Below are 12,960 nucleotides of genomic sequence, written 5' to 3'. Positions count from 1 at the left end.
AGGACGCAACACTGCGCTGCGCGTGACGATGGTACCGAGAGCGCCGCCCCTGCCGTCCACCTACGCCCCTTCTCCCCCTCCCTCCGCCGTCTCCCCGAGCGCTTTCAGCAGCCGCTCGCGGTCCCCTTCCTCCCAGCCGCGGAGTTCCAGCCCGTGCGGGCGGGTCAGCCGGCGGAAGCCGCCGTGCCGGTCCAGCCGGCCGGAGACCCTCAGGGGCAGGCCCGCGAGGTGGGCCTCGGCGGCGAGCCGGTAGTCGGGGTCGGGCAGGCGGAGCTTGAGCTCGCGGACGTCGGCGCCGGCCAGCACCCGCAGCCGTACCGAGCCGGGGCCCGTGGGGTCGGCGCGCTTGAGCCGGGTGACGACGCCGAGCACGGTGACGGCGACGGCGGGTTCGATCCGTTCCAGCAGGTCGGCGGCCTCCGTCAGGGCGGGCAGGTCGCCGGGTGAGAAGTCGAGGTCGATCCGGCGGTCCCCGAAACCGCCCGGCGCTCCGGCGGCGGGTGACCAGGAGACGCTGAGCCGGGCGGCCGTCGCGTCGCGCACCAGCTCCTCGACGGACTGGACGAGCTCCCGGCTGACCCCGGACCGGACGGCGTTCCCGAAGGCCTCGGGCCCGCCGCTGACCCGGCGGTAGTCGACGGCGTCGCGCAGCGCCTCCAGGGCGCGGACCAGGGTGGTGACGGCGGCGCGGCCCTCGGGGGCGGGGGTGTGGGCGGTGAGGGCGGCGCCCTGTTCGACCAGCAGGACGCGGTCCAGGAAGTCCCCGGCGGGGCCGTCCAGCCGGGCGCCGAAGTAGCCGGCCCTGGTGCGGGCGGCCTTGGCGCCGGCGGCGAGCATGCCGCGGGCCGCCCGCCGGAGCCGCTCGGCCTCGCCCCAGGCGGTGGTCCCGTCGGGGCCGGGCGGTTCGCGGTGCCAGCGCAGTTCGTCGCCGGGGACGGCGAGGGCGAGCAGGATCGAGCGGGCGGAGGGGGTGCGGGAGCGGGAGAGCGCGGTGACGGCGTCGGTGAGGAGTTCGACGGCGTCGTCGAAGCCGTCCCCGGCCGGGACGAGCAGGCTGGTTCCTGGCTCGCCGTCGGGCGGGGTCCAGCGTCCGTAGCGGGCGGCCGGTCCGCCGCGGCGGACCCAGCCGTGCCGGGCGAGCAGGGTGGCCAGCACCTTCGGGTCGACGGTGGCCGGGTCGGGCAGGGGCCTGGCCGGCTCGCCCGGTCCGTACGGCGGTGTCATGGGTCCGCTTCCTCCCTGCCGGGGCCGGGCCGTCACGGGCTGCCGCCCGCGCCGACCCGGGCCATGATGTCGCAGAGCGCGCGGTCGTCGAAGACCCGCTCGGTGGGCAACCGGACGTTGGTGCGCCGCTTCCCGGTGACGGGGTGGCCGGCCAGGTTGACCCAGTAGCAGCAGTGCCGCAGCTCCAGGGCGTCCGGGCGGGCCCGCAGCCAGTGGTCGACCCGGCGCGGCAGCAGCATCACGACCAGGATCCGCGGCACCGCGACCCGGGGCCGGGCGAGCTTGCGCAGGTGGTCGTTGTCCAGGGTGAAGCTGAAGAACGGCCCGGCCGGGTCGGGTGCGACCTGCTGGGTGGCCTTGAGCTGGATCTTGACGGTGACCTCGTCGTCCACCTCGTGCTCGCGGGAGCCGTGGCTGACGTGCCAGTCGATGCCGTTGTCAGGGAAGGGCTGGGAGAGCGAGCAGCCGGCCGCGGCGGCCACCGCGTGCAGGTAGCCGACCTGCAGGGTCTCCATGCAGGCGGTGACGGCGAGGTTCCCCCGCAGTACCGCCGTCGTCGTCGCCGTCTCCTCGGGCTGCGGCTGGGTCAGTGCCATCACCCCGTGGCCTCCCCCGGTTCCGGGCCCGTCCCGATCCGGACGGGCAGTCGATTCGAACGGGACGGTCATGGGCAGGATCCCCGGCCGGGCTTGGGCCAAACGGGTTGAAGGGGCGTCAGGACCGGGTATCAACCGGGCGCAACGCTCGTCTGAGGGGCAGTCATGCAGCAGCACTGGTACACCGGCCCGCTCGCCTCCTTCGACACCGAGACGACCGGCGTGGACGTGGAGAACGACCGCATCGTCTCGGCCGCCCTGGTCGTCCAGCTCGCGCCCGGCGCACCGGCGCGGACCACGACCTGGCTCGCCGATCCGGGGGTTCCGATCCCGGACGGCGCCCGCGCGGTGCACGGGATCACCGACGAGCAGGTGCGCGCCCACGGCCGGCCGGCCGGCACGGTGGTGGCGGAGGTCACCCGCGCGCTGGCGGCCGAGGCGCGGGCCGGGCGCCCGGTGGTGGTGATGAACGCGCCCTACGACCTGACGCTGCTGGACCGGGAGCTGCGCCGCCATCACGGGGTGACGCTGGCCGGCGGGCCGGCGGCGGGCCTGGTGGTGCTGGATCCCCGGGTGCTGGACAAGCACGTGGACCGCTACCGCAAGGGCCGCCGGACACTGACCGACCTCTGCGCCCACTACGGCGTGGAGCTGGCCGGGGCGCACGACGCGGCGGCGGACGCGACGGCGGCGCTGGCGCTGACCCGGCGGATAGGCGCCCGCTACCCGGCGGCGCTGGGCGCGCTGTCGGCGGCGGAGCTGCACCTGCGGCAGGCGATCTGGCACGCGGCGCAGGCGCGCGGGCTGCAGCACTGGTTCGACCGCTCGGGGACGCCGGAGCGGGTGGACCTGTCCTGGCCGCTGCGGCCGGCCCGGTGCGGCTGTGGGCGCCGGCTGGAGCCGGAGCACGGCTGCGAGGCGGCGGCGTAGCGGGCGGCCCCGGGATCCCGGGGCCCGAACGCGCCGCAGGCCCTGACCGGTTTCCTGGTCAGGGCCTGCGTGCTGTCCGGTGGGCGATACTGGGATCGAACCAGTGACCCCTTCGGTGTGAACGAAGTGCTCTCCCGCTGAGCTAATCGCCCGGGCAACGAGAAGAACTGTAGCACCATTCGGGGCCGGTCGTACAACTCGCCCTTCCGGGTAGCACCGACACCGCCGCAGAACTCGCGCTCCGCACGGAAGCTGACTGTGCCTCAGCCGATTACCGACGGCTCTTCAGGCGGATTCCGGAAATACACGTGAGGCCCAGCCGATAATCGGCTGGGCCTCACGTATCACAATGCATTCCGGTGGGCGATACTGGGATCGAACCAGTGACCCCTTCGGTGTGAACGAAGTGCTCTCCCGCTGAGCTAATCGCCCGGGTGCAGGGAAAACATTACCGCATCCCGGAGGGTGCTCAGACCACCCTCCGGGCCCGGGCCCCCGCGTCCGGGCAGGTCAGCTCTCGTCGAGCCGCCAGGGGACGGCCAGGCCGTAGCGGGCGAAGTACCAGCCGCCCACCCCGACGAGGGCGGCCAGTCCGATCGCGGTGAGTGTCAGGTTGCGGCGGCGCACCCGGGGGTCCATGGCCCGCTGGGCGGCCTCGGCGACCTTGCGGCGGGTCCAGCGAAGGGCCAGCTGGGCCCAGCCGAACTCGGTGGCCCAGATCCCCATGCCGAGGAAGATCACCAGCCAGCCGGGGCCGGGCAGCGGCAGCATGACCAGCCCGAGCACCACCACCGCGAGGCCGGCCAGGAAGATCGCCACCTGCCAGATCCGGTGCAGTGCCGGCGAGCGGCGGACGAAGGCCGGAGCCCTCGAACCGACCGCCCGTCCACCGTCCACGGCTGCGTCAACAGTCTCGGCCGCTTCACCCGTTCCCGTGTTCCCGCCGGTCTTGTCGTTTCGCACAGTCATGCCAGGAAACTAACCAAGAAGCGCCCGGGTATTGCCCGGCCCGGCCGCTGCGGAGCGATTCCGCAATGCGCCGTAAGGGGTACGACTCGCGCCCGAATCGGGACAGAGGGGTTTACATCGGTCTTGGAGGTGGGATGGTCCGTTCGCCGACGTGCGATTCCCCGAGCGCACACTGAGCGAAAGGCCATGGCGCTTATGAACACCACGGTCAGCTGCGAGCTGCACCTGCGCCTCATCGTGTCCAGCGAGTCCTCACTGCCCGTCCCAGCGGGCCTGCGCTATGACACTGCCGACCCCTACGCCGTGCACGCCACGTTCCACACGGGCGCCGACGAGACCGTGGAGTGGGTGTTCGCCCGAGATCTCCTCGCGGAGGGGCTGCACCGACCCACCGGTACCGGCGACGTCCGGGTGTGGCCGTCGCGCAGCCACGGGCAAGGGGTGGTCTGCATCGCCCTGAGCTCTCCGGAAGGAGAAGCCCTGCTGGAGGCCCCGGCCCGGGCGCTTGAGTCGTTCCTCAAGCGGACGGACGCCGCGGTGCCCCCCGGCACCGAACACCGTCACTTCGACCTCGACCGGGAGCTGTCCCACATCCTCGCCGAAAGCTGACTCCGTCCGGAGGCGGTCACGCCCCGCTGTCGGCGGGGCCGCAGCCCCTGCCGTCATCGCAGCCGTCCTACTCGGGGGCACGGCAGCGGACTCAGCCGCGCACGACGCGGCCTCGGGGCCGGTGAAACGGTTCTGCTCCTACCGGAGCGGTCCCCAGCACCGCAGACGCCCGGCGCCGAGGCCGGTCATCCTCACGGGTGGCCGGCCTCGGCGCCGGGCGTCGACGTGTTCCGGCGACCGCGCCCACCGGGGTCCACACACCCCGACCCGGGGCTCGCCGCCCCGGACCACGCCCGGTTTCGTACGCCTTGACGTACTGCGTACACGCATTCGAAAGAAGGCGCCGCCCCACCGGCACGGGGCCCGGTATGGTCTGGGGTAACCGCGGACGCGGGGTATCGGAGTCCCCCTGCGCGAGGAGCCCCAACGTGCTGATCACCCATGACACCGAGTGCGCGCTGAGCATCCTCGTGGAGCTGCTCAACACCGCGCCCGAGGTGTGCGGCGCCGAGCGGCTGCCGGACGTCGCCGCGCTGGACGCCTTCGTGGTCCGCCAGGAGATCAGCGAGATCGACTCACTGACCGAGGACGACCTGCGGCGGGTGCACGAGCTGCGGACCCGGCTGCGCGAGGTGTTCGCGACGGAGTCCACCGCGGAGGCCGCCGAGCTGGTCAACTCGATCGTCGCGGCCGCCGGCACGACGCCCCGGCTGACCGACCACGACGGCCACGACTGGCACATCCACTACTTCGCGCCGCACGCCGCGCTCGGCGACCACCTGGCGGCCGAGCTGGGCATGGCGCTGGCCTTCATCCTGGTGGCGGGCGAGCGGGAGCGGCTGCGCCGCTGCGAGGCGCCGGACTGCGCGCGGGTCTTCGTGGACCTCTCCCGGAACCGCTCGCGGCGCTACTGCGACAGCCGCACCTGCGGCAACCGGCTGCACGTCGCCGCCTACCGGGCGCGCCAGCGGTCGGCGGAGGCCGTCCCCTCCGCCTGACCCGCCGGCCCCGCCGCTCAGATCCCGCGCTTGCGGAGGATCTCCTCGATGTCGGCGAAGTCGCCGAGGCCGTCGTCCCGCTTGCCGGCGGCCGGCTTCTTCGGGGCCCCGGGCGGCGTCGGCGCCACCGCCTGGCGCTCGGGCGCCGGGCGGGCCGCAGCCGGGCGCTCCGGGGTGCCCTCCACCGCCGCCGCACCGCCCCGGCGGCCCACCCAGCGGGTGACGACCAGCAGGAGCGCGGAGACGCCGAGCAGCGCGATGCCCGTCCACACCCGGGGGTCGAAGACCAGCTTGGCCGCCCAGTCGGCGAACTCCCCGGCGATCGTGCTCGCCAGCGGGAACAGGCCGGTCAGGTAGAGCCCGGCGGGCAGCAGGGCCACCGCGAACCAGCGGGTCGCCGACAGGAAGCGCCGCCGGTAGGCCCGCAGTCCCGCGAAGGCCACCCCGCCCGCGGTGAGGACGAGACTGATCGCCGCGCTCAGCACGGAAGCGCTCCTTCGTGTCCGGTCGTCCTGGTCATCGGTGCCTTCCTCTCGGTCCGCCTCCGGGCGCACCTCCGGCCGGAGCGGGCGCCCACTAGTGGAACACTGGGGCAATGATCGATGGTTCCCTCCCCCGCCTCGAGTTCTGGTGCGACCTCCAGTGCCCGGACTGCCACACCGCGCTGGACGACGTACGGGCGCTGCGCGCGCAGTACGGCGACGCGCTGCCCGTGGAGGTGCGGCACTTCCCGCTGGAGAAGCACAAGCACGCCTACGCCGCCGCGGAGGCGGCCGAGGAGGCGTTCGCGCAGGGGCTGGGCTGGCCGTTCGTGGAGGCGCTGCTGGCCCGCACCGCGGAGCTGGACGCGCGCGGGCAGCAGGTGCTGCTGGACGTGGCCCGGGAGGTCGGGGCGGACGTCGAGGAGGTGGACACGGCGCTGGTCGACGGCCGGCACATGCTGACCGTCGACGCCGACCAGGCCGAGGGCAAGGCGATCGGGGTCACCGGCACGCCGACGTACGTGATCGGCGGGAAGCGCCTCGACGGCGGCAAGAGCCAGGACGGGCTGCGCGGGCGGATCGTGGCCGTCATCGAGGCGGCGAAGGAGTCCTGACGGCACGTCAGGTCACAGCGGCTTGCCGTAGAGGCGCTCGGTGACCTCGTATCCGAGCGAGTCGTAGAGCCGGACGGCGACCTCGTTGCGGGTGAAGACGTTGAGGCCGAGGTCGTGCACCCCGGCGGCCAGGCACTCGCGTTCGGCGAGCAGCATCAGTGTGCGTCCGTGTCCCCGGCCCCGGTGGTCCGGGGACACCTCGACGCCCATCACCCAGGCGAGCGGTTCGCCGTCCGGCAGGTCGCGCAGCCGCAACTGCACCCAGACCGAGCCGTACGGGCCCCCGCCGTCGGCGCCGTACAGCCTGCGCAGGACGACGCCCGGGGTGTCGACGCCCTGCGGGACGGGGTTCGGCGGGTCGTCGCCGCCGGTCCTGGCGCGGGCCTGCTCCTCGGTGAGACCGGACCCGACGAGCGACCGGCGGTAGCCCTCCGCGGAGCGGGCGAGCCAGTCGTCGAGGTCGGCCGGGTCGAAGGGGCGCGCGCTCACCCCGGCGGGCAGCGCGGGGGCGGCGGCCAGCCGCTTGGACATGCTCAGGGCCCGCTCGGTGTAGCCGAGGGCGACGGCGAGCCCGCGCGCCGTCGTGGCCGCCTCGGGGACGCCGACGTCGACCCGGGTGCAGCCCCAGTTGCGCAGCACCTCCTCGGCGGCCAGGGCGCCGAACGTGCCCCGGCCCCGGCCGCGCCCCTCAATGATCTCCAACTCGGATATCCGGCCCCAGAGTTGACTTCCCTGCGGATCGGCGGTGGTGCGCAGCGCGCCGACCGGGTGGCCGTTGGAGAGGATCAGCCAGCGTCTGGTGCGGCCGCCGGCCGCGGTGGGTGTCTCCGGGCCCTCGGGGCGCAGCGTGGTGGTCATGTGGTGGACCTTCCCCCTGCACGGAGGGTTATCCACCCGGTCGGCGCGCGCTCCGCGGGTCGGGGGTCACGGGTCGAGGTCGTCGCCGCTGCGCTCTGTGAAGACGGCCATGGCCTTGGCGGTGACGGGGCCGGTGCCGGGCAGTTCGCGGTCGTCGACGCGGGTGACGGCCTGGACGTCGCGGGTGGTGGAGGTCAGGAAGACCTCCTCGGCGTCCCGGAGAGCGCTGAGCGGGAGGTCGGCCTCCTCGGCGCCGCACCAGTCGATGACGAGCTGCCGGGTGATGCCGGCCAGGCAGCCGGAGGCGAGGGTGGGGGTGAGCAGGCGGCCGTCGAGGACCACGAAGACGTTGGAGCCGGTGCCCTCGCAGAGCAGGCCGGCGGTGTTGGCGAACAGGGCCTCGGAGGCGCCGGCGCGGTGGGCGGCGGCCAGGGCGACGACGTTCTCGGCGTACGAGGTGGTCTTGAGGCCGGCGACGGCGCTGTGCTCGTTGCGGCGCCAGGGGACGACGGTGACGGCGGTCTCGTCGGGGCGGCGGGTGATCGGGCTGAGGGCGACGACCAGGGTGGGGCCGGTGGTGCCGCGCTCGGAGCTGAGCGGGCCGTTGCCGCCGGTGTAGGTGATGCGCAGCCGGCCGAGCGGTGCGGGGTTGGCGGCGAGGACCCGGGTGCAGGCCTCGCGGACCAGGTCGTGGTCGGGGTCGGCCAGGCCGAGGCCGCGGGCGGAGCGGGTGAGCCGGTCCAGGTGGCGGGTGACCGCGAAGACCCGGCCGTCGACCGTCTTCATGGTCTCGAAGACGCCGTCGCCGGTGGTGAGGCCGTGGTCGAGGACGGAGACGGCCGCGTCGGCGGAGTCGACGAGCGTGCCGTTGACCCAGCTCGTGGTGCGGTTGTGCATCGGGCTGCTCCTAGGCGGTGGGGGCTCAGGCCCCGGTCGGCTCGGATCCGCGGCCGGACTCGGCTCCGGGTTCGGCCGCGGGCTCGGCTCCGGGTTCGTTGCCCGACGCTATCGCGACCAGGCGGGCGGCCTTCAGCTCGGTTTCGGCCCATTCGCGCTCGGGGTCGGAGCCCCAGGTGATGCCGGCGCCGGTGCCGAAGCGCAGGACGGGTGCGCCCGGGTCCGTCCGGTCGATCCAGAAGGTGCGGATGCCGACGGCGAGTTCGGCCTCGCCGCGGTCCGCGTCGACCCAGCCGACGGCGCCGCAGTAGGGGCCGCGCGGGGCGGTCTCCAGGGCTTCGATGATCCGCAGGGCGCTGGACTTGGGGGCTCCGGTGACGGAGCCGGGCGGGAAGGTGGCGGCGAGGAGCTCGGGCCAGCCGGCGCCTTCGCGCAGGGCGCCCTCGACGGTGGAGACCAGGTGGACCAGGCCGGGGTGCTTCTCGACGGCGCAGAGGTCGGGGACGGTGACGCTGCCGGTCTCGCAGACCCGGCCGAGGTCGTTGCGGACCAGGTCGACGATCATCACGTTCTCGGCGTGGTCCTTGTCGAGGAGGTCGTCCTCGGTGCGGCCGGTGCCCTTGATCGGGCCGGAGGAGACGGTGCGGCCGGTGCGGCGCAGGTAGAGCTCGGGCGAGGCGGTGGCGATCTCGACGCCGTGACCGGGCAGGCGGATGGTGCCGGCGTAGGGGGCGGGGTTGCCGTGGGCGAGGAGGCCGGTGAGGGCGTCGACGTCGCTGCGGTCCGGGTCGGGCAGCGGTGCGGACAGCACCCGGCAGAGGTTGGCCTGGTAGACCTCGCCGGCGGCTATGTGCTCGCGGATGCGGCGCACGCCCGCGGTGTAGGCGGCGCGGTCGAGGGAGCTGTGCCAGCTGCCCGCCTGCGGTCCGCGCCAGCCCGCGCCGGAGGGCGGGGCGGGGGCGGGGCGGACCTCGTCGAAGCGGGCGCAGGTGAGCCGGCCCTCGAAGTCGTGGACCACGGCCCAGTGGCCGGCGGAGTCGAGGGCGGCCGGGTCCGAGGTGACGTCGCGCAGTCCGGTGGCCAGGCGGCCTCCGAAGCGGGCGAGCGGGGTGCGGGGGTCGGGGTGGCCGGACACGGTTCTCCTGCGCGGTGGTGCTGGGCGGCGGTGCCTGAAGTGTAGGTCGGGGGCGCGGGCCCGGACCGGCTCGCGCCCCCGCTCACGAGCACCCGCGTGCGTCAGCCGGGTGTGCGCCGGGTGACCTGCGGGTGATCGTCCGGGAGCGCCGCAGGTGGCGGCCGGTGGGCCGCCGGGAGGGCTGACGCGACGGCACTCGCCGACCATCCCCTCGGCATGCTGCGGGAACGGATTTTTAGCTGGCCCGGGAATCCGCTAGAGTTCAACACGTCGCCAGGGAGCGCAGCCGAAGAAAAGCGGTGAAGGCCCTGGGAGACAGGCGGACGTGGCTCAGTTGGTAGAGCATCACCTTGCCAAGGTGAGGGTCGCGAGTTCGAATCTCGTCGTCCGCTCGGTGGAGAACAGTGTAAGATCGTTCTTCATGTGTTGCCTGGTGGAGTGGCCGAGAGGCGAGGCAACGGCCTGCAAAGCCGTGTACACGGGTTCAAATCCCGTCTCCACCTCCAAGAGGTTCCCCCGGTCCGACCGGGAGGCCTCCCCGCGCGATTAGCTCAGCGGGAGAGCACTACCTTGACACGGTAGGGGTCACTGGTTCAATCCCAGTATCGCGCACGTCGGACCCATCGGGGTCTGCTGCAGGACCGCCGCACCAGGCGCGATTAGCTCAGCGGGAGAGCACTACCTTGACACGGTAGGGGTCACTGGTTCAATCCCAGTATCGCGCACAGTAACGGGCCCTTCAGGGTCTGCTGCAACACCGCCACATCAGGCGCGATTAGCTCAGCGGGAGAGCACTACCTTGACACGGTAGGGGTCACTGGTTCAATCCCAGTATCGCGCACGTCGGGCCCATCGGGGTCTGCTGCAACACCGCCGCACCAGGCGCGATTAGCTCAGCGGGAGAGCACTACCTTGACACGGTAGGGGTCACTGGTTCAATCCCAGTATCGCGCACAGTAACGGCCGGGGCCGCGATCCGTGAGGGTCGCGGCCCCGGCCGTTTGTCGTCCTGTTCTGCTGCTCTGCCGTGCCCTGCCGTGTGCCGGCGGGCGTCATGGATAAAGAGAAGAGCCGCGTGCGGACGCCCTCACCGACGTCCGCACGCGGCATCTCCGCCTGCCGGGGCGCTCTGCGCGCCACTCCTCGCCCGTCCGCGTGTCATCGCGGCCGCGGCCTCCCCGGCGGCACCGCTCCCCGTCCCCAGGGGAATCGGTGCCCGTCTTCGACCGGCCTCGGGGCCGGTGTCCTTCTTCCTGCTCAGCGGGCGATCAGATCGGCGACGGCCTGGGCCTGGCTCGCCATCTGCTCCCACCCGCCGAAGAGCAGCACCAGGAGCACGGCGCACGGCAGGGCCATGGCCAGCGCCACGGCGGGGTGCCGCGTGGGCTGCTCGGCGGACCGGGACTGGACGAAGGCCGGCCGGCGGCGGTGGGGGGTTCCCGTGAGCTGCGGTGGCATGTCCTTGCTCCTGATCCGGTCGAGTTGGCGCGGTGGACGGCTTACCTCGGGGGACGAGCTCCCCGTCCACCGCTGAGTACAACGCTATTGGTCGGGGGGTCCTCCGGGCGTCATGCCGTCGTACTGTTCCTCGGACGTCCGGGAGGATGACGATCAGACTCGGGGCCTACTACCGCAGGGGGACGGAAGGCTCATCCGACCCCCGAGGGAACCCTGAGGGGGAACCCCGAGAGGCGCTTCGACACCCCTGCGACCTGCAGGTCAGCGCAAGATCGGACAATCGCACGGTGCCTTCAGGTGTTGCGTATCAGCACACCGCAGCGGGCAGTCCGTAAGCTGTGCCAGACAGGAACTGACGATGGCCCAACCGACGGGGCCTCACCCACCGGCTGACGGGGAACGAAACATGGCGATGATGCGGCTGAGGCGTGAGGACCCCCGCATCGTCGGGCCGTACCGCCTGCACCGGCGACTGGGCGCCGGCGGCATGGGCGTGGTCTACCTCGGGTCCGACCGCCGCGGGCAGCGCGTCGCCCTCAAGCTGATCCGCGCCGAGCTCGCCGAGGACCAGGAGTTCCGCACCCGCTTCGCCCGCGAGATCGCCGCCGCCTCCCGGATCCGGGGCGGCTGCACCGCGCGCGTGGTCGGCTCGGACATCGAGACCGAACGCCCCTGGCTGGCCACCGCGTACGTGCCGGGGCCCTCGCTCTACAAGCGGGTCGGCGACGAAGGCCCGCTGAACTGGCCCGAGGCCGCCCGGATCGGGGCCGCACTGGCCGACGGACTGGTCAAGGTGCACGAGGCCGGCGTGGTCCACCGGGACCTCAAGCCGTCCAACATCCTGCTCTCGCCCCGGGGCCCGCGGATCATCGACTTCGGCATCGCCTGGTCGCGCGGCGCCAGCACGCTCACCCACGTCGGCACCGCGGTCGGCTCCCCCGGCTTCCTCGCACCCGAGCAGGTGCGCGGGGCCGCCGTCACGCCCGCCACCGACGTGTTCGCCTTCGGCGCCACCCTCGCGTACGCCCTCACCGGGGACACCCCGTTCGGCTCCGGGGCGTCCTCCGAAGTGATGCTGTACCGGGTCGTCCACGAGGAGCCCGACCTCTCGGCCGTACCGCCGCAACTGGCGCCGCTGATCCGCGCCTGCCTGGCCAAGGAGCCCGCCGAGCGGCCCGGGGCCGCCGCGCTGCACGAACGGCTCAGCGAGCTGGCGGCGCGCGGGGCGGCGGGCGGCAGCACCCGCGCGCCGCGGCCCGGACGGGGCGCGGCCGCACAGGCTCCGGCTCCGGCTCCGGCTCCGGCCCGGCAGGAGAACGGCCGTCAGGGAGTACCGGCCCCCGGGCGCTCTCCCGAGCCGCCCGCCGCGGCACGGGCCAGGGCGGCGGCGGGCCGCCCCGGCGCACAGGCGGCCGGAGCCGCCGGGCGCCGCCCGCCACAGGGATCGGCCGCACCCGCCCCCCGGCCCGAGCCGACACCGGTGACCCGCCCGCTGCGGGAGCGTCCGGACCGTCCGCAGACCCCGCCGCCGGCCCGCCCCGGCCCCGGGCCCGGCCCCCGCGACCGGGCGCGCCTCCGGGACCGCCAGCACACCCCCGCCCCCGGCGCACGGCCCGGCACCGCCCGGCAGCGGCTGCTCCGGCAGCGGCTGGTCGTCTTCGTCACGGTGACCATCGGGGTGGCGCTGGCCATCGCCGCGGCGCAGGGGTGCGAGAACCGGGACAACCGGAGCGTGCGGCCGCCGACCGGGGTGGTGGCGACCACGGGCTCCGGCGGCGAGCAGGCGGTGCCGGGGACCTCGGCGGACGTCGCACCGCAGGCCGCGACCGCGCCGCTCCCGGCGGCGGCGCGCGCAGGTGCCGACACCGGTCTGACGCCCCCGCAGGCACCGGTTCCGGCGGTCGACTGGCCCAACCGCAGCTACCCCGACGGAGCCGGCGGGCCGGCCGTCGCGCTGCAGAACGGGCACTCCGTCGGGGCCGGGCCGCAGGTCGCGCTGAGCGCGGTGCTACCGGCCCGGTACAAGGGCCTGCCGGCCGCGGTGGTCGTCCTGCGGCGGGCGGAGGGCTCCACCTCGGTCGACCTCGTCCAGCTCTACACCTTCACCGGGGACACCCCCGTCGCCGTCACCTCCCGCACCTCGGTGGCGGACCCGCAGGCGGCGGCCACCTGGCGGCTCGACGGCAGCAC

The 12,960-nt window shown here is 74.0% G+C and carries 12 protein-coding genes, 8 tRNA genes and 1 pseudogene; 11 read left to right on the top strand and 10 right to left on the bottom strand.

The genetic code is table 11. The features are described from left to right. Positions 1 to 60 precede the first annotated feature (60 nt). Positions 61 to 1,224: a hypothetical protein gene (locus ACIQ87_RS11725; RefSeq protein ID WP_402405083.1), complete on the bottom strand. Its 1,164-nt coding sequence runs from the start codon at positions 1,222 to 1,224 to the stop codon at positions 61 to 63. Positions 1,225 to 1,256: 32 nt separating this feature from the next. Then, positions 1,257 to 1,820: a DUF4365 domain-containing protein gene (locus ACIQ87_RS11720; RefSeq protein ID WP_402405080.1), complete on the bottom strand. Its 564-nt coding sequence runs from the start codon at positions 1,818 to 1,820 to the stop codon at positions 1,257 to 1,259. Positions 1,821 to 1,985: 165 nt separating this feature from the next. On the opposite strand from ACIQ87_RS11720, the gene ACIQ87_RS11715 reads away from it, so the two are divergent. Next, positions 1,986 to 2,750, top strand: a complete 765-nt coding sequence (locus ACIQ87_RS11715) for an exonuclease domain-containing protein (protein WP_402405077.1) — start codon at positions 1,986 to 1,988, stop codon at positions 2,748 to 2,750. An 80-nt stretch (positions 2,751 to 2,830) separates the two neighbouring features. On the opposite strand, the gene ACIQ87_RS11710 is transcribed toward ACIQ87_RS11715, so the two are convergent. The 3 genes from ACIQ87_RS11710 to ACIQ87_RS11700 form a co-directional block, all read right to left on the bottom strand. Beyond that, positions 2,831 to 2,902 (bottom strand) — tRNA-Val (locus ACIQ87_RS11710). A 208-nt stretch (positions 2,903 to 3,110) separates the two neighbouring features. Further along, positions 3,111 to 3,182: transfer RNA gene (locus ACIQ87_RS11705), tRNA-Val, on the bottom strand. Between the two features lie 78 nt (positions 3,183 to 3,260). After that, positions 3,261 to 3,719, bottom strand: a complete 459-nt coding sequence (locus tag ACIQ87_RS11700; RefSeq protein WP_402405074.1) for a TIGR02611 family protein — start codon at positions 3,717 to 3,719, stop codon at positions 3,261 to 3,263. Between the two features lie 195 nt (positions 3,720 to 3,914). On the opposite strand from ACIQ87_RS11700, the gene ACIQ87_RS11695 reads away from it, so the two are divergent. Together ACIQ87_RS11695 and ACIQ87_RS11690 are read left to right on the top strand one after the other, a co-directional pair. Then, positions 3,915 to 4,328 carry an SsgA family sporulation/cell division regulator gene (locus tag ACIQ87_RS11695; protein ID WP_030056266.1) on the top strand — a complete coding sequence of 138 codons (414 nt, stop codon included), beginning with the start codon at positions 3,915 to 3,917 and terminating at the stop codon, positions 4,326 to 4,328. A gap of 428 nt (positions 4,329 to 4,756) precedes the next feature. Then, on the top strand, positions 4,757 to 5,326 hold the full coding sequence (locus tag ACIQ87_RS11690; protein WP_392914155.1) for a CGNR zinc finger domain-containing protein: 570 nt from the start codon (positions 4,757 to 4,759) through the stop codon (positions 5,324 to 5,326). Positions 5,327 to 5,343: 17 nt separating this feature from the next. On the opposite strand, the gene ACIQ87_RS11685 is transcribed toward ACIQ87_RS11690, so the two are convergent. Next, on the bottom strand, positions 5,344 to 5,811 hold the full coding sequence (locus ACIQ87_RS11685; RefSeq protein WP_402405072.1) for a hypothetical protein: 468 nt from the start codon (positions 5,809 to 5,811) through the stop codon (positions 5,344 to 5,346). Between the two features lie 110 nt (positions 5,812 to 5,921). Here ACIQ87_RS11685 and ACIQ87_RS11680 point away from each other — a divergent pair, with 110 nt between their 5' ends. Next, positions 5,922 to 6,422 carry a DsbA family protein gene (locus ACIQ87_RS11680; RefSeq protein ID WP_402405069.1) on the top strand — a complete coding sequence of 167 codons (501 nt, stop codon included), beginning with the start codon at positions 5,922 to 5,924 and terminating at the stop codon, positions 6,420 to 6,422. A 12-nt stretch (positions 6,423 to 6,434) separates the two neighbouring features. Here ACIQ87_RS11680 and ACIQ87_RS11675 read toward each other — a convergent pair whose 3' ends face one another. From ACIQ87_RS11675 to ACIQ87_RS11665, 3 genes are all read right to left on the bottom strand, one after another. Continuing rightward, complete coding sequence (locus tag ACIQ87_RS11675) at positions 6,435 to 7,280, bottom strand: GNAT family N-acetyltransferase (protein WP_402405067.1); 846 nt, start codon at positions 7,278 to 7,280, stop codon at positions 6,435 to 6,437. A gap of 66 nt (positions 7,281 to 7,346) precedes the next feature. After that, the gene (locus ACIQ87_RS11670; protein ID WP_402405064.1) at positions 7,347 to 8,177 is read right to left on the bottom strand and encodes an aminotransferase class IV; all 831 of its coding nucleotides are present in this window, start codon (positions 8,175 to 8,177) and stop codon (positions 7,347 to 7,349) included. Positions 8,178 to 8,202: 25 nt separating this feature from the next. Next, positions 8,203 to 9,312: a chorismate-binding protein gene (locus ACIQ87_RS11665; RefSeq protein ID WP_402405062.1), complete on the bottom strand. Its 1,110-nt coding sequence runs from the start codon at positions 9,310 to 9,312 to the stop codon at positions 8,203 to 8,205. Between the two features lie 319 nt (positions 9,313 to 9,631). Between ACIQ87_RS11665 and ACIQ87_RS11660 the strand changes: the two genes are divergently transcribed. The 6 genes from ACIQ87_RS11660 to ACIQ87_RS11635 all read left to right on the top strand — a co-directional run bounded on the left by ACIQ87_RS11660 (position 9,632) and on the right by ACIQ87_RS11635 (position 10,266). After that, positions 9,632 to 9,704, top strand: a tRNA-Gly gene (locus tag ACIQ87_RS11660). A 40-nt stretch (positions 9,705 to 9,744) separates the two neighbouring features. Beyond that, positions 9,745 to 9,818, top strand: a tRNA-Cys gene (locus tag ACIQ87_RS11655). 34 nt (positions 9,819 to 9,852) lie between these two features. Further along, a tRNA-Val gene (locus tag ACIQ87_RS11650) sits at positions 9,853 to 9,924 on the top strand. A 41-nt stretch (positions 9,925 to 9,965) separates the two neighbouring features. Further along, positions 9,966 to 10,037, top strand: a tRNA-Val gene (locus ACIQ87_RS11645). 44 nt (positions 10,038 to 10,081) lie between these two features. Then, positions 10,082 to 10,153 (top strand) — tRNA-Val (locus ACIQ87_RS11640). Between the two features lie 41 nt (positions 10,154 to 10,194). Beyond that, a tRNA-Val gene (locus tag ACIQ87_RS11635) sits at positions 10,195 to 10,266 on the top strand. A 303-nt stretch (positions 10,267 to 10,569) separates the two neighbouring features. Here the strand turns inward: ACIQ87_RS11635 and ACIQ87_RS11630 are convergent. Beyond that, positions 10,570 to 10,770 (bottom strand): hypothetical protein, encoded by a 201-nt coding sequence (locus ACIQ87_RS11630; RefSeq protein ID WP_402405060.1) that lies wholly within the window; start codon positions 10,768 to 10,770, stop codon positions 10,570 to 10,572. Positions 10,771 to 11,176: 406 nt separating this feature from the next. Between ACIQ87_RS11630 and ACIQ87_RS11625 the strand changes: the two are divergent. Continuing rightward, positions 11,177 to 12,484 (top strand): annotated as a pseudogene (locus tag ACIQ87_RS11625) (serine/threonine-protein kinase); the annotation flags it as partial. Between the last annotated feature and the right edge of the window lie 476 nt (positions 12,485 to 12,960).

It is taken from the genome of Kitasatospora sp. NPDC096204 (genome assembly GCF_044763205.1).
In the GTDB taxonomy this organism is placed as follows: Bacteria; Actinomycetota; Actinomycetes; order Streptomycetales; family Streptomycetaceae; genus Kitasatospora.
Note: the sequence above shows the minus strand (reverse complement) of the source record. Positions and strands in the feature narration are given on the sequence as shown.

Bases quoted from the DNA above. Each gene is read 5' to 3' on its own strand.
- ACIQ87_RS11695 (WP_030056266.1), top strand. From the start codon at position 3,915: ATGAACACCACGGTCAGCTGCGAGCTGCACCTGCGCCTCATCGTGTCC.
- ACIQ87_RS11715 (WP_402405077.1), top strand. From the start codon at position 1,986: ATGCAGCAGCACTGGTACACCGGCCCGCTCGCCTCCTTCGACACCGAG.
- ACIQ87_RS11680 (WP_402405069.1), top strand. From the start codon at position 5,922: ATGATCGATGGTTCCCTCCCCCGCCTCGAGTTCTGGTGCGACCTCCAG.
- ACIQ87_RS11670 (WP_402405064.1), bottom strand. From the start codon at position 8,177: ATGCACAACCGCACCACGAGCTGGGTCAACGGCACGCTCGTCGACTCC.
- ACIQ87_RS11725 (WP_402405083.1), bottom strand. From the start codon at position 1,224: ATGACACCGCCGTACGGACCGGGCGAGCCGGCCAGGCCCCTGCCCGAC.
- ACIQ87_RS11630 (WP_402405060.1), bottom strand. From the start codon at position 10,770: ATGCCACCGCAGCTCACGGGAACCCCCCACCGCCGCCGGCCGGCCTTC.
- ACIQ87_RS11720 (WP_402405080.1), bottom strand. From the start codon at position 1,820: ATGGCACTGACCCAGCCGCAGCCCGAGGAGACGGCGACGACGACGGCG.
- ACIQ87_RS11675 (WP_402405067.1), bottom strand. From the start codon at position 7,280: ATGACCACCACGCTGCGCCCCGAGGGCCCGGAGACACCCACCGCGGCC.
- ACIQ87_RS11700 (WP_402405074.1), bottom strand. From the start codon at position 3,719: ATGACTGTGCGAAACGACAAGACCGGCGGGAACACGGGAACGGGTGAA.